Genomic DNA, 16,999 nt, shown 5'->3' on the forward strand with positions numbered 1-16,999 from the left:
CGGCGGCCTATTCGGCCGCCTCCTGCTTGGCCTTCATCGAGGCGATCATCTTCTCGCCCCAGGCCAGCTGGTCCTTCAGGTCCTCGATTGCCTCGGTCAGCTCCTCGCGCTGGCGCTCCATATCGGCGAGCCGGTCACGCGCGACCTCATAGGTCTTGGTGAGCTGGGTCACCTGCTGGTCGCCGACATGGTACAGCTCCAGCAGCTGGCGGATTTCCTCCAGGCTGAACCCGAACCGCTTGCCGCGCAGGATCAGCTTCAGCCGGGCGCGGTCGCGTTTGGTGAACAGCCGCTTCTGGCCGTCGCGGATCGGGAACAGCAGTTCCTTGGCTTCGTAGAACCGGAGCGTGCGGGGCGTCACGTCAAAGGCCTCGCACATCTCGCGGATGGTCATGGTGTCTTCGGTCATCGTCGTCACTCTTACGGCTTGGTGCAGGACCAAGCTGTGCGGAGTTGGCTTTTCGATCAAGACTGACTTTACGTTTACGTAAGTTGTACGTTGCGTCACTTTGCGGGGTGTTACTTGTTCGCAAAACGAACACAATGTGACGTAACGTTACGGTCTGGCTGAGGGGCCGCCGACAGTTTCTGCAACGGCTCTGGCCCGGAAACAGGCGAATCCAGTGCGGCCACTGTAAAAAGCAAAACCCCGCCTCAAGGGCGGGGTTCAGAATTCCGGAAAGATGCGTTCGGCCTACTTCAGCAGCGCCCGGGTGCTTTCCCGCAGTTCGCTCAGCTCTTCAATCGCCTCATTGATCTGTTCCCGCTGCTTATCCAGCTCAACCAGCTGGCGGTCGGCCATTTCCATGAAGGCGTGGTTCTGGGCGTCGTTGCCCTCTTTTTCATAGATCAAGAGCCACTGGCGGATCTCTTCCAGCTGAAAGCCGAATTTGCGCCCGCGCAGGATCAGCTTCATCCGGGCACGCTCCCGCGCGCCGTAGAACCGCGACCGGCCTTCGCGGTCCGGCTGCAAAAGCTCGATGTATTCATAGTAGCGCAGCGTCCGCGGCGTAACGTCGAACTCGGCGCACATTTCTTTGAATGACAATCTGTTGTCGGTCATCCGTCGTCTCCCTTGCCGGGAACCTATGCACTTGCAGCGAACAGTGCAACCTCCGCGGCGGCACACTTGCGCTTTTGCCGGGGCAGGGCCAAAGATGGGGCAGAGATTTCAAAGGACAGTCCCATGGCCGACAAGACCGAGCTCGCGCGTCAGTTCATCGAAGCGATCCCGCACGCCAAGCAATTGGGAATGAAGCTGACAGAGATCGGCGACGGCACCGCCGAGATCCGCATGGCCTATGACAAAAAGCTGGTCGGGGACCCGGCCACCGGCGTCATCCATGGCGGCGCGGTGTCGGCGCTGATGGATACATGCTGCGGTGCAGCGGTGATGAGCCACCCCTCCGCCCCCGGCGGCACCGCAACCATCGACCTGCGCATAGACTATATGCGGCCCGCCACCCCGGGGCAGATGATCACCACCCGCGCCACCTGCCACCAGATCACCCGTACCGTTGCCTTTGTCCGTGCCGTCGCGATGGACGAGGATGAGGACCGCCCCGTCGCCACCGCCTCCGGCGCCTTTACCGTGGAGAAGAAGTTTTGAGCCGCCCCCGTCCCGAACCGATCCAGGTGGTCAAGCAGCGCCGCGATGCAGCCCTGTCGGCGCTGGTGGATTCGGTGCCCTATATCCGCTTTCTGAACGTGACCTTCGAGCGCCGCGGCGATGAGCTGACGGCGGTGCTGAATTTTGACGACAAGCTGATCGGCAACCCGTTTCTGCCCGCAATCCACGGCGGGGTGACGGCAGCCTTCCTGGAAATCACCGCGATGATCACGCTCAATTGGTCGCACCTGTGGCAGCGCATCGAATCCGGTGATCTGGACCCGGCGGAGATGGCCAAGGGCAACCTGCCGCGCCAGCCCAAGACCATCGACTTCACCGTCGATTACCTGCGCTCCGGCCTGCCGCGCGATGCCTATGCGCGGGCGCGGGTGAACCGCTCAGGCCGCCGCTATGCCTCGGTGCATGTGGAGGCCTGGCAGGACCATAAGGACAAGCTGTTTGCCCAGGCCACCGGCCATTTCCTGATGCCGCAGGACAAGAACGGCGAAGGCTGAACACCCATGACGAGCGCGGACACCGGAATCACCCACGCCCGGGTGCTCAGGATCGCTTTGCCGATTGTGCTGTCGAACGCCACGGTGCCGATCCTGGGCGCCGTGGACACCGGCGTGGTCGGCCAGATGGGCGAGGCTGCGCCGATCGGCGCGGTTGGCATCGGTGCAGTGATCCTGGCAACGATCTACTGGATCTTCGGGTTCCTGCGCATGGGCACCACCGGCCTCGCCGCGCAGGCCCGCGGCGCGGGGGACTGGGCCGAAACTGGCGCCCTGCTGATGCGCGGGCTGCTGCTGGCTTTTGCCGCCGGCGCCGTGTTCATCATTGCGCAGGGCGCCGTGTTCTGGGGTGCCTTCGCGCTGGCGCCGGCCAGTGCGGAAGTCGAAAGCCTGGCCCGCGATTACCTGGAAATCCGCATCTGGGGCGCGCCGACTACCATCGCGCTTTATGCGGTGACCGGCTGGCTGATCGCGGTGGAGCGCACCCGCGGCGTGTTCCTGCTGCAGGTCTGGATGAACGGGCTGAACATCGTGCTGGACCTGTGGTTTGTGCTGGGCCTCGGCTGGGGCGTGGAAGGCGTTGCCATTGCCACGCTGATTGCCGAATGGACCGGTCTGGCATTGGGTCTGTACCTGTGCCGGGATGCCTTTGCCGGCGATCAATGGCGCGATTGGGCGCGGGTGTTCGACCCTGCGCGGCTGAAACGGATGATGCAGGTCAACGGCGACATCATGGTGCGGTCGGTGCTGCTGACCGGGTCCTTCACCACCTTCCTGTTCATCGGGTCCGGCATCGGCGATGTGAACCTCGCCGCCAATCAGATCCTCTTGCAGTTTGTCGAGATCACCGCCTTTGCGCTGGACGGTTTCGCCTTCTCCGCCGAGGCACTGGTGGGCGGTGCTGTCGGCGCCAAGGCCCGGCAGCGCGTGCGCCGCGCCTCCATCATCACGTCGCAATGGGGTGTCGGCGGGGCGGTTCTGCTCGGCATTGCCTTTGCCGCGGGCGGCCCCTGGCTGATTGATCTGATGTCCACCTCGCCTGAGGTGCGCGAAGCGGGCCGGGTGTTCCTGATCTGGGCGGCGGTGCTGCCGGTCCTGAGTGTCGCCAGCTACATGTTCGACGGCATCTACATCGGCGCCACCTGGACCCGCGACATGCGGTGGGCGATGCTGCAGTCGGTGGCCATCTATGTGGTCGCGCTGCTGGTGCTGGTGCCGGCCTTTGGCAATCACGGCCTGTGGGGCGCGCTGATTGTCCTGAACATCGCCCGCGGCGTGACGCTGGGCCTGCGCTACCCGCGGTTGGAGGCGCAGGTGGGCGCATAGCAGGGGGCAGGGGGGCTGCAACGCCCGCCTGACGGCTTACAGCAGCGTTTCGATTGCCTCGGTCGGGCGGCCGATCACGGCTTTGCCGTCCTTGATGGCAATCGGGCGCTCGATCAGGATCGGATGCGCGGCCATTGCCGCCAGCAGCTCTTCCTCGGCGCTGTCTTTGCTCAGGCCCAGCTCCTTGAAGACCTTCTCGCCGGTCCGCATCATCGCAACCGCGGAGACGCCAAGCGCCGCCTGAACGGTCTTGATCTCCTCGAGCGAGGGCGCGTCCTGCAGGTACAGCCGCTGCTGAACCTCCGCGCCGCGCTCTTCCAGCAGGGCGAGGCCCGCGCGGGATTTCGAACAGCGGGGGTTATGCCAATAGGTGATCACAGCCAATCCTTCCGTTTGGTGCCAACCGCTTGCGCGACATTTTCAAAGCCGTCGCGTGCCAGCAACGCGTCCAGCCCGCGAGCAATGTCGCCCGCCAGCGACAGCCCGCCATAGACCATCGCGGTATAGAACTGTACGGCGCTGGCACCGGCGCAGATCTTGGCATAGGCTTGCTCTGCCGTGCTGATGCCGCCGACGCCGACCAGCGGCACCTTGCCGTCCAGAAGCTCCGACAGCTGTGCCAGAACCCGGGTGGATTTCTCAAACAGCGGCGCACCGGACAAACCGCCGGCTTCATCCTTGTGCACGCTCTGCAGCCCGTCGCGCGACAGGGTGGTGTTGGTGGCAATCACCGCGTCGATGCCGGTTTCCAGCGCGACGGCGGCAATGTCCTCGATCCCGGCCCGGTCCAGATCCGGGGCGATCTTCAGGAACACCGGCACCCGGCGGGAAAGGCCCTCCCGGGTCTCGACAACACCGGCCAGCAGCGCCGACAGCGCCGCCTTGCCCTGCAGGTCGCGCAGTTTCTCGGTGTTGGGGGAGGACACGTTGACGGTGGCAAAATCCAGATGCGCGCCGCAATGGGCCAGCACCTTGGCAAAATCCGCGGCGCGGTCCCCGCTGTCCTTGTTGGCGCCGAGGTTCAGCCCGATGACCGCATCACGCGGGCGCTGCGCCAGCCGGGCACCGATCGCCTCCATGCCCTCGTTGTTGAAGCCGAAGCGGTTGATCGCCGCCTTGTCCGCCGTCAGGCGGAACAGGCGCGGCTTGGGGTTGCCGGGCTGCGGGCGCGGAGTGGCGGCGCCCACCTCGATAAAGCCGAAGCCGGATTTTGCCAGCGGCGCCAGCGCGTCGGCATTCTTGTCATAGCCAGCCGCCAGACCAACCGGGTTCGGCAGGTCAATCCCGGCCAGCGTAGTCTTGAGTCGGGCAGAGGTGACCGGGCCGGGAGCTGGGGCCAGTCCCATCATCAGTGCCTTCACCGACAGCCCGTGCGCCGCCTCCGGGTCGATCCGGTGCATAGCGGCCAGTGCCAGCTTTTCTGTCAGCTTCATGCCATTTCCTCCGGGAACTTATGGGTGCCCTCGACCAGCGGCAGCGGCTTGGCCCAGACCACGTCGCTCATGCGGATGTTGCGGTAGAGATGCGGGAACTCGGCACCGCCGCGGGACACTTCCCACTTCAGGTCCGCTCCCATTGCATCGGCATCGCAGGCCAGCAGGGTCAGGCCCTCCGCCCCGGCGAAATGCTTGGCCGCTGTTTCCGCCGCCTGGGTGGCGGTGGAGAAATGGACATAGCCGTCCGCAACATCAATCGGCGCGCCCGGCGTCGCGCCCGCAGCTTGCAGCGCGGCCCATTCGTCCGCCCGGAAAATCTTGTAAATCAGCATAAGCGCCTGATGCCCTGCGTTTACGGAGGAATCAAGGGGGATTGGGGCGCTGGTCGTCGGCCAAGCTGACGCAAGGGGAGGCAACGTGGCGGCTTTTCCCCTTTGACGGGCGCGGGGTTTGGGCGCAGGCTCATCTTAAAACAGAACAACGGGAGCGCTTCTCATGATTGCACGCATTCTCACATCGGTTGCAGCCCTGGCCCTGACCGCGGGCAGCGTGGCGGCGGAGTACAAGCTGACCATCCTGCACACCAATGATTTCCATTCGCGGTTTGAGCCGATCAACAAATACGACAGCACCTGCGACGCAGAGGATCAGGCTGAGGGCAAATGTTTCGGCGGCACCGCGCGGCTGGTAACGGCGATTGCCGACGCACGGGGACGGGCGGAGAATTCGATCCTGGTGGATGGCGGCGACCAGTTCCAGGGCTCGCTGTTTTATACCTATTACAAGGGCAAGGCCGCGGCGGAGTTTATGAACCAGCTGGGCTATGACGGGATGACGGTCGGCAACCATGAATTCGACGACGGGCCGGAGGTGCTGCGCGGCTTTATGGATACGGTGGGCTTTCCGGTGCTGATGTCCAATGCGGATGTGTCTGGTGAACCGGCTTTGGCGGATGTGCTGAAGAAATCGACGGTGATTGAGCGCGGCGGCGAAAAAATCGGCCTGATCGGGCTGACGCCGGAGGACACGCATGAGCTGGCAAGCCCTGGCAAGAACGTGCATTTCTCCGATCCCGTGGCGGCGGTGCAGGCAGAGGTCGACCGGCTGACGGCGGAAGGGGTGAACAAGATCGTGGTACTCAGCCACTCGGGTTATGGCGTCGACCAGAGGGTGGCGGCGGAAACCACGGGTGTGGATGTGATCGTCGGCGGGCATTCGAACACCTATCTGTCCAATACCTCGGACAAGGCGGCGGGGCCGTATCCGACCGTGGTGAATGGGGTGCAGATCGTGCAGGCCTATGCCTATGGCAAGTTTCTGGGCGAGCTGAACGTGACGTTTGACGATGCGGGGAAGGTGGTCAGCGCGACTGGCGAGCCGCTGAAAATGGATGCGGCTGTCAGCGAGGATGCGGCGACCCTCGACCGGATCGCGGTACTGGCGCAGCCGCTGGATGAAATCCGCAACAAGGTGGTGGCAGAGGCCGCGGAACCTGTCGAAGGCAGCCGCGATGTGTGCCGGGTGCAGGAGTGCCCGATGGGCAATCTGGTGGCCGATGCGATGCTGGACCGGGTGAAGGACCAGGGCGTGACGATTGCCATTGCCAATTCCGGCGGCATCCGCGCCAGCCTGGATGCGGGGGAGGTCACCATGGGCGAGGTGCTGACCATCCTGCCATTCCAGAACACGCTCTCGACGTTTCAGATCGACGGCAAGACGTTGGTTGAGGCGCTGGAGAACGGGGTGAGCCAGGTGGAGGACGTCAAGGGACGTTTCCCACAGGTGGCGGGGCTGAAATTCAGCTGGGACAGCTCCGCCGCGCCGAACGAAGGCCGTGTCACCGAAGTGATGGTGGCGGAGGGCGATGGGTTTGTGCCGATTGACCCGGCCAAGACTTATGTGGTGGTCACCAATGACTATGTCCGCAATGGCGGCGACGGCTATGCGATGTTCGAAGGGGACGACAAGAACGCCTATGATTTCGGCCCTGATCTGGCGGATGTTCTGGCGGAATATCTGGCAGCGCAGGGCCCCTATGTGCCCTATACCGACGGGCGGATTTTGCAGGTGAAATAAGTAGCAACAGATAGGTCCGAACCGGAGCCAATGTTTCGCGCGCGAAACATTCGGACAGGAGGGCTGCCGCATTATCTTTAAGCATCCTTAACCTTCGCCACCCGTTTGTTAACGGGGCGGCGGGGGCTTTCGCGCCGCTTGCGTGCATGGCAGAATAAACCCATGGACCACCCGCTGATTGACCTCATCAATGCCCGGATCGAAGCCGCCGAGAAGGACGGCGCCTTTGACAACTTGCAAGGCGCCGGTAAGCCGCTGCCGAAATGCGAGGACCCTGAGAATGAGCTGGTCAACCGGCTGGTGCGCGAGAGCGGCGGGGTGCCGGAGTTCGTGAGCCTGTCGCGTGAGCTGCAGCGGCTGCGGGCGGAACTGCGCGAGGCCGGCGACCGCAGCCGCCGACAGGAGATCCTGAAAGAGATGTCGATGATGGACGCGCGGATTGAAATCGCGCGCAAGGCTTACACGAAGTAACTTCTGTTAACCCCTGATTTCCGGCCAGATTTCCGGGTCCAGCCCGTCGATGAAGGGCGCCAGCACATCGACGTATTTTTTCCACTTGCCAATCGAGCGGGTGTGCGCAGTCTGGCGCACCTGCGTGTTCGACAGGGTCAGCACCTGGCCCTCGTGACGTTCCGGGTGGGCCATGTCCTCGACCCAGTTCAGCCCGCAAAAGTCTGCCAGCTTGCGGCTTTCGCCCTCGATATCCGCAACGAAGCTTTCGTAGCGCAGGTCATAGATCCGCCCCGGCATCACCTGCCGCCAGTGCTGCATCAGCCGGCCATAGAGGTTGAAGCGGTGCGCCATCGCCTTGAGGTCGTAAGCATAGGTGAGCGAGCTGCCGGAGAAATAGCCGCGCCAGATCGACAGCGCCACATCGCGCGGATCGCGGCAAAGATGAACAAAGCGTGCATCCGGGTAGGCGGTGCCAAGGTGGCCCAGCAGGCGGTAGTTGTCGGGCATCTTGTCGACATAGGCGCGGGTGCCCTTGGGCATTTCGGGCAGGCGGCTGATGTCTTCTGCCGTGAAATCGCGGGCGGCTTCGGGGGTGAAGTCCTGATCCTTGTCCAGATAGGGATGCAGCAGGAAGGCCGGCACGCCGCGCTCGCCCAGCGGGAACACATCGGGGTGCAGGCCGATCACGGTTTCGGTGAGCGTGGTGCCGGAGCGCGGCATCCCCACCACATAGATCGGGCGCGGGCCTTCCGGCGGGGTTTCCGCCGGGGTGATGACTTCCGGGAAGGCGGCCATGATACGGCTGAACTGGCGCTCGCTTCCCTCGTAGTCATAGGGGGTCTGCGCCGCCATGCAGGTGTTCGCCTCGTCATTGTGGGCGGCGAAAGCCTCCTTGTCGCCCGCCTGATCTGCGATCCGGGCCAGGGCAAAACTGACATTGGCGCGGTCAAGTGAACGCGGGGCTGCGGCTTTCAGCGCCTTCTGCGCAACGGGCAGCAGCTCTGCGTTCTGGTCGCGGCTGCTGATGCGGGCCAGCATTTCCAGCACCTGGGTGTCCTTGGGGTCCAGTTCCATCAGCGCCAGGCATTGCTCGCGGGCAGCGGCGGAGTCGCCGTTGGAGATCAGCTGACTGGCCAGGCGGCGGCGCGCCTCCACGTTCTGCGGGGCCACGGCGACGGCCTTCCGGGCGGCCTCGGTGGCCTCGTCCTGGCGCATCAGGCGGGCCAGCAGCAGGCTGGCGTTCTGCAGCGCGTCGGAGTCATTGGGGTTCACCTTGAGCGCGGCCTGATAATCCGCCAGCGTTGCCTTTTCATCGCCGAGCGTGTTCCAGGCAGTAGCGCGCAACCGCAGCATCCGTGGCTGGCGCGGATCACGGGCCAGCGCGGCGGTAGCGGCCTCAATTGCGGCCTCTGCGTCGTTCATCACCAGATGCGCCTGCGCCTGCAGGTAGAGCGCGGCCTGATCGCCTGGCTGGTCCTTCAGCACCCGCTCCAGCAGTTTCATCGCCGGTTCGCCCTGCTGCATGAACAACAGCGTCTGCGCCAGGTTCTTGCGGGCGTCGTGAAAACCGGGCGCCAGTGCCAGCGCCTTGTTGAAATAGGGCACGGCATCGCGGTGCTTGCCCAGGCCGGACAAGGAGATGCCCGCGATATTGGGGAAATCCGGGTGGCCCTTGTGCCGCTTCATGCCGCCCTTGGACTGTTTCAGCGCCTGTTTGAACTTGCCCTGGTTGAGAAAGCCCAAGGCGGACTGGAGATCGTTCTGAAGAGTCATGAGGCCTATCTATCATCCTGTCAGGGCGGCTGAAAAGCAGTGGGCTAGGGAGGCTTTGCATCTGCGCCCCGGCCCGGGTTAGAAATCAGCATGTGCGGACGATTTGCCATAACCCTGCCCACTGATGCAATGGCGCAGCTGTTTGCGGCGCAACCTGCAAACGATCTGCCCAAGGTGCCGAACTTCAACGTCTGCCCGACCAATCCGGTGCATGTGGTTCAGGCGGGTGATGCCGGGCGGCAGCTGGCGGCCATGCGCTGGGGCTTCCTGCCGCATTGGTACAAGAGCGAGACCGCCGGGCCGCTGCTGATCAACGCCCGGGCAGAGACGATTGCGGAGAAGCCTGCCTTTGCCAAATCCTGCCGCGAGCGGCGCTGCCTGATCCCGGCCAGCGGGTTTTATGAATGGACCAAGTCGGCGGACGGCGCCCGGCTGCCCTGGTACATCCGCCGCAGCGACGGCGCCCCCATTGCCTTTGCCGCTGTCTGGCGAAGCTGGGGCGCGGACGATCCCGTCAAGACCTGCGCCATTGTCACCACTGCCGCCAACGAGGGGCTCTCGGACATCCACCACCGGATGCCGCTGATCCTGGAGCCGGAGGACTGGGGCAAATGGCTGGGCGAGGAAGGCCATGGCGCTGCCAGGCTGATGCAGCCGGGGGCGGAGGGTGTACTGGACTTTCACCGGGTTGATCCGGCGGTGAACTCCAACCGCGCAGAGGGGCCGGAGCTGATCGAGCCTTTCGGGGAAGAGGATATCCCGCGCGGGCAGCTGGTCTGAGCACACTACTCGGCAGCGTGGCGGGCGGGCAGGTCGCGCTGCGGCGCGCGGCTGAGGTCGTTGCCGGCGAGCGTTGCCTTTTTCAGCAGCGCCACGAAGGTCTCCTGCTCGGCCTTGGTAAGGCCTGTGAGGATGCTGGGCTGAGACGCCTGCACAATGGGCAGGATGCGGTCAAGCAGTGCTTCGCCATCCCGTGTCAGGCTGACCTCACGGGCGCGGCGGTCGGCCTTGGACACGCGGCGCTCTATCAGCCCCTTGTCCGCCAGCCGGTCCACCACCTTGCCCAGGGTGGCGCGGTCATAGGCGATGAGACCCGCAACCGAGGCCTGGTCGATGCCGGGATGGCGGTGGATGGCGGCCATGGCGGAGAACTGCACCGGGGTGAGGTCGACGCCTTCTGCCGCCATGCGGTCCATGAACTGGGCCACGGAAATCTGGTGCAGCCGCCGGATCAGGTGGCCGGGCAGGGAGTGAATGTCCAACGGGTCGGTTTTCATGGCCTACTGGTCCTTGGCGGTCGGGCGCCCCGGTGCTTCATCCGGGCAGGTCTGATTGCAAGGATTGCCATACCGCCCTGTGCGCAGTACGCGCAAGACTTATCGCCGCGGCCGCGGCAATTGCAGCTTTTCCTTGCGCATGGGGCGCGGTAAGTCTGGCCCATGGCGCTGAAATTCACCTCCTTGCAAGAGTTCTACGCGCACGGGTTCGACACCGTGATCGACGTGCGCAGCCCGGCGGAATATGCCGAAGACCATGTGCCGGGCGCGATCAGCCTGCCGGTGCTGGACAACGAGGAGCGGGCTGAGGTCGGCACCATCTACGTGCAGGACAGCCCCTTCAAGGCGCGCAAGCTGGGCGCGGCGCTGGTGTTCCGCAACGCCGCCAACCACATCGAGCAGAGCCTGAGCCACCATGAAGGCGGCTGGAAGCCACTGGTCTACTGCTGGCGCGGCGGCCAGCGGTCCGGGTCTTTTACCTGGATGCTGCAGCAGATCGGCTGGCGCGCCGAGGTGGTCGAGGGCGGCTACCAGACCTACCGCCGCCTGGTGAACGCGGCGCTGTATCAGTCCGCGCTGCCGCACCATCTGGTGGCGCTGGACGGCTATACCGGATCGGCCAAGACCGAGGTGCTGAAACGCGCAGGAAAGCTGGGTGTGCAGGTGCTGGATCTGGAAGGGCTGGCCAATCACCGCGGCTCGCTGCTGGGCGATATGCCGACGCCGCAGCCCTCGCAGAAGGGGTTCGAATCCGCTGTGGCCGGGGCGCTGATGCGGCTGGATCCGGCCCGCCCGGTGCTGGTGGAGGCCGAGTCCAGTAAGATCGGCCAGCGGATCATTCCGCCTTCGGTCTGGGATGCAATGAAGCAGGCCCCCCGGATCGAATTGCAGGTGCCGGTGGCGGCGCGCTGCCGCTATCTGGTGGAGGCCTACGACGATATCCTGTCGGACGCGGAGCGGCTGCGGGAGAAGCTGGGCCCCTTGCGCGCGCACCGCTCCGGCGCGGTGGTGGACGGCTGGTTCGCAAGCATCGAGGCGGGGGACAAGGCCGGTCTGACCGAAGCGCTGATGGTGGAGCATTACGATCCCGCCTACCGCAAGTCGCGGGCCGCGATCGGGGCCGAAGTCGCCGCCACGGTCGAGGCTGTAGCGCTGGATGAAGCGGGGCTGGATGCCGCTGCCGCGCAGGTGGCGGCGGTCATGTCCGGTCTCTGACCGGGGCTCTCCCGCCCGTCGCCGGTGCATTAGTGATGCCCCGCTCCCGTTGGGCGCGGCGCTGCGCTGAGGGTGACCGCCCCGGAACCTTCCGTGACTTTGCCGACAAGGGCCGCCGGATACCCGGCTACGCGCAGCTGATCCAGCAACTCGCCGGCCTGATCAGCGGCGACTGCTGCCAAGAGGCCGCCGGCGGTTTGCGGGTCGAACAGCAGGTCCTGCCAGCCGGAGGTTTTCAGCTCCGGCAGCGCAGCCTGGTTGGCGGGGAACAGAGAGGAGCGGATGCCGCGGTCCGCCAGTTCCGCCGCGCCCTGCATCAGGGGGATCTTGCCGGTGAACACCTCTGCGCCCGCGCGGGACGCCTCGCAGATGCCCAGAAGATGGCCGAGGAAGCCGAAACCGGTCACGTCGGTCATCGCATGGGCGTCCTTCAGAATGCGGGCGGCGGCACCCTGCGGCTGGCTCATCTGCTCCAGCGCGGCGGCCACCCAGTCGCCTTCGGCCTCGCCCGCCATCTCCGCAGCCATCAGCACGCCGGAGCCGAGGGGTTTGGTCAGGATCAGCGCATCGCCCGGCTTGGCGCCCGCAAGAGTGATTGCGGGGCGGGGGCAGAGGCCGGTGACAGTGAAGCCGATGGTCAGCTCATCCCCGAGCGAGGTATGGCCGCCGATGATGGCGGCACCGGCCGCCTGCATGACCTCCGTGGCGGCGCCCATGATTTCCTGCAGCGTGCGGGCCTGCAGCGCGGACGACATGCGCGGCAGGATCAGGTTGGCAGTGGCCGCCTGCGGCTCTGCCCCCATTGCCCAGATGTCGCCGAGCGCGTGCACGGCGGCGATGCGAGTCATAGCAACCGGGTCGTTGGTGAAGCTGCGCAGGTGGTCGGTGCTGATCACCTGTTTGACGCCGCCGATGGTCAGCAGTGCGGCATCGTCGCCGGGCAGCGGGGTGATATCGTCTCGGTTCGCAGTCCCAAGACCGGCAAGCGTGCCGAACAGCGCATCTCGGCCGACCTTGGCACCGCAGCCGCCACACATGGGCTTGTCGCCAAGCGCCGCCTCCATGTCCAATGTGTGTTCAGCCGGCAGCGGCGGAGCCTCCATTGCGGGCAGGTCGCGGAACTTCTCCATGAAGGCCTGGTCGATGCGGTTCTTCCAGCTCCACATCAGTGAGCCTGTAAGGGTGGTGCCGAAACGTTCACCGAGCGCCTCTTTGGAGCCCATTGAGATCAGTTTCAGGTAATCCTTCTGCGGCCGGTACTTGCGCAGGGGATCGCCGGTCATGAGCGCACGCAGGTTGTGGTAGAGCACTGGTGCCTGTCGGACGGCATAGACGCCTGCCTTGGGGCGCGGGGCGAAGTCCATGTGGGCGCAGTCGCCTGCGGCAAAGACCTGCGGATCAGAGCTTTGCAGGGTTTCGCTGACACGGATGAAACCGTCGTTCACGTCCAGGCCGCTGTCCGCGAGCCAACCATAGGGGCGGGCGCCGGCGGCGCCGGTTGTAAAATCCGAGAGGATCTCCCGCCCGTCCTGCAGCACGATGTAGCTGTCTTCGATACGTTCGATGCGCGCGTTTTCCTCGAGCCGCACGCCCTGTTCGACCAAGGCGCGTCGCAGAGACTGACTGGCCTTGCCTCCGATTGCGCGCAGGGCTTTGCCGCTGTCGATCAGCGTGGCCTGGGCCAGGCGGCCGCGGGACCTGAGGGCATAGGCCATGGCGAGGATCAGCTCCACCCCGGCGACGCCGCCGCCGATCACGGCCACATGGGCGGGGCCGTCCCCTTCGCGGAAAGCGGCCCATCGGCCGGCAAAGCGGCCGAGCGGCTTGGCCGGGATGCCGTGTTCGGCAAAGCCCGGCAGGTCCGGCATGGCGGAGGTGATGCCGATGTCGATGGAAGCCACGTCATAGGCGATCGGCGGGCGGCCTGGCACATGCACCAGCCGGGCGGCGGTGTCGATATTCTCTGCCGCTGCCAGCACCACGCGGGCGCCGGCGAAGCGGGCGAGGCGCACCAGGTCGATATCCAGCTCCTCACGTGCGTAGTGACCAGCCGCGAAACCGGGAAGCATGCCTGAATAAGGCGCGGTGGGGCCCGGGTTGATCACCGTCAGCCGGGCGCCGGGCAGGGGCTTCATGCCCCATTTGCGTAGCACAAGCGCGTGGGCGTGGCCGCCGCCCACCAGTACCAGGTCACGGGTCAGCGGCAGGCGGGAGGTGTCGATCACGGGTCAGGCCTTCCAGAGTGCAGAGCGTTCAGTCTTCTTCGGGCGGGGTCTGGGCCGCGTGGCGGCGTTCCTCGTCCTCGGGCGTGTCATGAGTGGCCCAGTGATCGTCGCCGCCGGCCTCGGGCATGGTGTCGCGGGTTTCCTCACGGTGGATATGCACCTTGGCAATGAAATTTGCCGTGATCGGTGCGGTGAGGAACAGGAACAGAGTGATCATCAGCTCATGGTAGGAGAAGTATTTCTCAAACGCGGCTGCGTGCAGCATGGAGGCCAGCAGGACGCCGCCGACGCCAAGGGTCGTGGCCTTGGTTGGCGCGTGCAGCCGGGACATCTGGTCGTTCAGCTTGATCAGCCCGTAGGAGCCGACAATGCCGAAGATGCCGGCGGTCACCAGGAAGGCGGCGACGAGGAATTCAAGGATGGTTTCCATGGCTTTCCCCTTACTCGATGATATTGCCGCGCAGGATGAAGCGCGCGTAGGCCACAGTGGAGACAAAGCCGAGCATGGCGATGATCATCGCGGCCTCAAAGAAGATCTCAGTCCCCAGTGCCATGCCGTAGAGCACCATCAGCGCGATGGCGTTGATGAACATGGTGTCGAGCGCCAGGATGCGGTCGGCCACGTCGGGGGCGGTGACGACCTTCCATAAGTTCATCAGCATGGCGAGCGCGAAGCAGGCGAAGGCAAAGGTGGCAGCGCTTTCGATCATTCGAAAATCTCCATCAGCCGGCGCTCGTAGCGCTGTTTGATCTCATCCCGCACCGCGTCGGGGTTGGGGGCGTCAAGGCAGTGGACCAGCAGGGCGTGGCCCTCATCCGAGACATCCGCCGACAGGGTGCCCGGGGTCATGGTGATGGTGCCTGCGAGGGCGGTAATTGCCTCGGGTGTTTTCAGCTCCAGCGGAATGGTGATCCAGTTCGGACGGCGGTCGGCGTTGGGTTTGAACAGCACGATGCGAGCAACGATGATATTGGCCTGGATGATGTCCATCAGCACCACCAGGATATATTCCGCGATCTTGAGCGGGCGCCGCAGGTTGGGACGGTTGGGCCAGTAGGGCTGGGTCACGAAGGGGATCACCACCCCCAGCAAAAAGCCAAAGACCAATGAGTTCAGCGACCAGCGGTTCACCATCAGAAGCCAGGTGAGGGTTAGCAGAAGGGTGAGAAATGGGTGCGGGAACAAGCGCCAGATCAGTTTCATTCCTCGGTCCTCCCAAGCACGGTGTCGATATAGGCCGAGGGCGCATAGAGCTGCGCTGCGGTGGCCTCAGCATAGCGGGTGGCGGGGCCTGCAAAGACGGTGAGCGCCACCAGACCGCCAAGGAGGCCGAAACAGGCCACAAAGGGCAGCTGCGCCGGTCTCGCGGGCAGGGTGTCGACGGGCGGTTCTGCGCTGGTGTCAGTGTCCTCCGGCGGCAGGCCGTGGCCCTTCCAGAACAGCAGCGAGCCTGCGCGGGCCATGCCGATGATGGTGATCAGCGAGCCCAGCAGGATCACGCCCCAGATCCAGGGTGCAAGTTCAGCGCCGCGGGTGGCGTCCAGCACCAGCAGCTTGCCCAGGAAGCCCGACAGCGGCGGCATGCCCGCCAGCGCGATGGCGGCGGCGAAGAACAGCGCCGAGATCAGCCCGGTCTGCGGCATCGGCAGCTGCGGCAGGATCCACTGTCCCTGGCGCTCCATGACCAGATCGGCCACCAGGAACAGAAGTGCCGCCGCCAGTGTGGAGTGCACCAGGTAGTAAAGCGCGGCGGCGGCTGCGGTTTCGGTGAACAGCGAGATGGCGATCAAGAGGGTGCCCATGGAGGCGATGGCGCCGAAAGCCGCGAGGCGGCCAAGCTTCTTGGAGCCGAGGACACCGATGGCGCCTGCACCGAGTGTCAGAAGGGCAGCGGGCAGCAGCCAGCTTTCGGTCAGGCCCGCGGTGGCCTCAACCTCAGGGCCGAAGACCAGCGTGTAAATGCGCAGGATCGAATAGGCGCCGACCTTGGTCATGATCGCAAAGAGCGCCGCCACCGGCATTGGCGCGTTGGCATAGGCCGAGGGCAGCCAGAAATGCAGTGGCAGGAGCGATGCCTTGATGGCGAAGACCAGCAGGAGCATCACCGCGCCGACGCGCAGCAGGGCGGTGTCCTCTGCCGGGATCTGGGCAACCTTCACGGCGAGGTCAGCCATGTTGAGGGTGCCGGTCACCGAGTAGAGCGTGCCGAGCGCAAACAGGAACAGGGTGGAGCCCAGGAGGTTGAACACCACATACTGCACCCCGGCCTGGAACCGGCGGGTGCCGCCGGAGTGGATCATCAAGCCATAGGAGGCGATCAGCAGCACCTCAAAGAAAACAAACAGGTTAAAGGCGTCGCCGGTCAGGAAGGCCCCCATGATGCCCATCAGCTGGAATTGGAACAGCGCGTGGAAGTTGGAACCTCGGGTGTCCCAGCCGGAACCGATGGCATAGAGCAGCACCGGCAGTGCCAAGAGCGAGGTCAGCACGATCATCATCGCCGACAGCCGGTCCAGCACCAGCACGATGCCGAAGGGTGCGGGCCAGTCGCCGAGCTCATAGATTTTGACGGTGCCGTCTGCGGATTGTGCGGCCAGCGCCAGGGTGATGCCTGCGAGCAGAACCGCGCTGGCCAGGGAGAAGATGCGCTGCAGGTCAAGATGGTGGCGCAGAACCATGATGATGAAGGGCGCAACAAGGGCGGGCAGCACCACAGGTGCGATCAGAAGATGCTCCATCATGCGTCGTCTCCTGCGCCGTCGGGTTCGGCCGGCATGGCGGTTCTGTCATCGAGCGAGGAGAGGTACGCTCCGAGGGCGATCATCACCACCACGGCGGTCATGCCGAAGGAGATCACGATGGCGGTCAGCACCAGCGCCTGCGGCAGCGGGTCGGTATAGGCAACCTCCTCATACTTGTTGAGGATCGGCGGCGCGCCGGTGGCCAGCCTGCCGGTGGCAAACAGGAACACGTTGACCGCATAGGTCAGCAGCGACAGGCCCAGGATCACCGGGAAGCTGCGGCGGCGCAGGATCAGGTAGACGCCTGCCGCCGTCAGGATGCCCACGGCAGAGGCAACGAGAAGTTCCATGG

Annotated in this window: 20 protein-coding genes; 7 read left to right on the forward strand and 13 right to left on the reverse strand. The window is 64.9% G+C overall.

The features are described 5' to 3' along the window. Window positions 1–7 precede the first annotated feature (7 nt). Both GKC28_RS00205 and GKC28_RS00210 read right to left on the reverse strand, forming a co-directional pair. Window positions 8–409, reverse strand: coding sequence for a MerR family DNA-binding transcriptional regulator (locus GKC28_RS00205; protein ID WP_174144400.1), 402 nt, complete (start codon window positions 407–409; stop codon window positions 8–10). 285 nt (window positions 410–694) lie between these two features. Next, the gene (locus GKC28_RS00210) at window positions 695–1,063 is read right to left on the reverse strand and encodes a MerR family DNA-binding transcriptional regulator (protein ID WP_174144403.1); all 369 of its coding nucleotides are present in this window, start codon (window positions 1,061–1,063) and stop codon (window positions 695–697) included. Between the two features lie 123 nt (window positions 1,064–1,186). On the opposite strand from GKC28_RS00210, the gene GKC28_RS00215 reads away from it, so the two are divergent. From GKC28_RS00215 to GKC28_RS00225, 3 genes are read left to right on the forward strand one after another with little or no spacing between them, the layout of a single operon-like run. Continuing rightward, window positions 1,187–1,609 (forward strand): PaaI family thioesterase, encoded by a 423-nt coding sequence (locus GKC28_RS00215; protein ID WP_174144405.1) that lies wholly within the window; start codon window positions 1,187–1,189, stop codon window positions 1,607–1,609. Beyond that, a complete protein-coding gene (locus GKC28_RS00220) occupies window positions 1,606–2,124 on the forward strand; it encodes a PaaI family thioesterase (RefSeq protein ID WP_174144407.1) in 519 nt (172 codons plus the stop codon). Before GKC28_RS00215 ends, GKC28_RS00220 begins: the two co-directional genes overlap by 4 nt. 6 nt (window positions 2,125–2,130) lie before the next feature. Further along, entirely contained in the window at window positions 2,131–3,450 is a 1,320-nt protein-coding gene (locus tag GKC28_RS00225; protein ID WP_174144409.1) for an MATE family efflux transporter, read from the forward strand. Window positions 3,451–3,486: 36 nt separating this feature from the next. Here the strand turns inward: GKC28_RS00225 and arsC are convergent, their stop codons facing one another. The 3 genes from arsC to GKC28_RS00240 are packed head-to-tail and all read right to left on the reverse strand — an operon-like array spanning window position 3,487 to window position 5,218. Then, on the reverse strand, window positions 3,487–3,828 hold the full coding sequence (arsC, locus tag GKC28_RS00230) for an arsenate reductase (glutaredoxin) (protein ID WP_174144411.1): 342 nt from the start codon (window positions 3,826–3,828) through the stop codon (window positions 3,487–3,489). Beyond that, window positions 3,825–4,883: a quinone-dependent dihydroorotate dehydrogenase gene (locus GKC28_RS00235; protein WP_174144413.1), complete on the reverse strand. Its 1,059-nt coding sequence runs from the start codon at window positions 4,881–4,883 to the stop codon at window positions 3,825–3,827. The genes arsC and GKC28_RS00235 overlap by 4 nt, the downstream gene beginning before the upstream one ends. After that, on the reverse strand, window positions 4,880–5,218 hold the full coding sequence (locus GKC28_RS00240) for a DUF952 domain-containing protein (protein WP_174144415.1): 339 nt from the start codon (window positions 5,216–5,218) through the stop codon (window positions 4,880–4,882). Before GKC28_RS00240 ends, GKC28_RS00235 begins: the two co-directional genes overlap by 4 nt. A gap of 163 nt (window positions 5,219–5,381) precedes the next feature. On the opposite strand from GKC28_RS00240, the gene GKC28_RS00245 reads away from it, so the two are divergent. Together GKC28_RS00245 and GKC28_RS00250 are read left to right on the forward strand one after the other, a co-directional pair. Next, on the forward strand, window positions 5,382–6,962 hold the full coding sequence (locus GKC28_RS00245; protein WP_174144417.1) for a bifunctional UDP-sugar hydrolase/5'-nucleotidase: 1,581 nt from the start codon (window positions 5,382–5,384) through the stop codon (window positions 6,960–6,962). Between the two features lie 162 nt (window positions 6,963–7,124). Next, window positions 7,125–7,433, forward strand: coding sequence for a DUF1992 domain-containing protein (locus GKC28_RS00250; protein WP_019295807.1), 309 nt, complete (start codon window positions 7,125–7,127; stop codon window positions 7,431–7,433). 6 nt (window positions 7,434–7,439) lie between these two features. On the opposite strand, the gene GKC28_RS00255 is transcribed toward GKC28_RS00250, so the two are convergent. Next, complete coding sequence (locus GKC28_RS00255; RefSeq protein WP_174144419.1) at window positions 7,440–9,188, reverse strand: tetratricopeptide repeat-containing sulfotransferase family protein; 1,749 nt, start codon at window positions 9,186–9,188, stop codon at window positions 7,440–7,442. Window positions 9,189–9,278: 90 nt separating this feature from the next. Here GKC28_RS00255 and GKC28_RS00260 point away from each other — a divergent pair, with 90 nt between their 5' ends. After that, complete coding sequence (locus GKC28_RS00260; RefSeq protein WP_174144421.1) at window positions 9,279–9,968, forward strand: SOS response-associated peptidase; 690 nt, start codon at window positions 9,279–9,281, stop codon at window positions 9,966–9,968. Window positions 9,969–9,973: 5 nt separating this feature from the next. On the opposite strand, the gene GKC28_RS00265 is transcribed toward GKC28_RS00260, so the two are convergent. Beyond that, entirely contained in the window at window positions 9,974–10,465 is a 492-nt protein-coding gene (locus tag GKC28_RS00265; protein WP_174144423.1) for a MarR family winged helix-turn-helix transcriptional regulator, read from the reverse strand. A gap of 162 nt (window positions 10,466–10,627) precedes the next feature. On the opposite strand from GKC28_RS00265, the gene mnmH reads away from it, so the two are divergent. Further along, window positions 10,628–11,680 (forward strand): tRNA 2-selenouridine(34) synthase MnmH, encoded by a 1,053-nt coding sequence (mnmH, locus tag GKC28_RS00270; protein WP_174144425.1) that lies wholly within the window; start codon window positions 10,628–10,630, stop codon window positions 11,678–11,680. A gap of 29 nt (window positions 11,681–11,709) precedes the next feature. Here mnmH and selD read toward each other — a convergent pair whose 3' ends face one another. The 6 genes from selD to GKC28_RS00300 are packed head-to-tail and all read right to left on the reverse strand — an operon-like array spanning window position 11,710 to window position 16,997. After that, entirely contained in the window at window positions 11,710–13,902 is a 2,193-nt protein-coding gene (selD, locus tag GKC28_RS00275; protein WP_174144843.1) for a selenide, water dikinase SelD, read from the reverse strand. Between the two features lie 31 nt (window positions 13,903–13,933). Next, a complete protein-coding gene (locus GKC28_RS00280) occupies window positions 13,934–14,335 on the reverse strand; it encodes a Na+/H+ antiporter subunit G (RefSeq protein ID WP_174144427.1) in 402 nt (133 codons plus the stop codon). A gap of 10 nt (window positions 14,336–14,345) precedes the next feature. Beyond that, on the reverse strand, window positions 14,346–14,615 hold the full coding sequence (locus GKC28_RS00285) for a K+/H+ antiporter subunit F (protein ID WP_019295814.1): 270 nt from the start codon (window positions 14,613–14,615) through the stop codon (window positions 14,346–14,348). Then, window positions 14,612–15,109, reverse strand: a complete 498-nt coding sequence (locus GKC28_RS00290; RefSeq protein WP_174144429.1) for a Na+/H+ antiporter subunit E — start codon at window positions 15,107–15,109, stop codon at window positions 14,612–14,614. Before GKC28_RS00290 ends, GKC28_RS00285 begins: the two co-directional genes overlap by 4 nt. Beyond that, window positions 15,106–16,644 (reverse strand): monovalent cation/H+ antiporter subunit D, encoded by a 1,539-nt coding sequence (locus tag GKC28_RS00295; RefSeq protein WP_174144844.1) that lies wholly within the window; start codon window positions 16,642–16,644, stop codon window positions 15,106–15,108. Before GKC28_RS00295 ends, GKC28_RS00290 begins: the two co-directional genes overlap by 4 nt. Further along, complete coding sequence (locus GKC28_RS00300; protein ID WP_174144431.1) at window positions 16,644–16,997, reverse strand: Na+/H+ antiporter subunit C; 354 nt, start codon at window positions 16,995–16,997, stop codon at window positions 16,644–16,646. The genes GKC28_RS00295 and GKC28_RS00300 overlap by 1 nt, the downstream gene beginning before the upstream one ends. Window positions 16,998–16,999: the final 2 nt, after the last annotated feature.

The organism is Leisingera sp. ANG59, from assembly GCF_013317235.1.
Taxonomy (GTDB): Bacteria; Pseudomonadota; Alphaproteobacteria; order Rhodobacterales; family Rhodobacteraceae; genus Leisingera.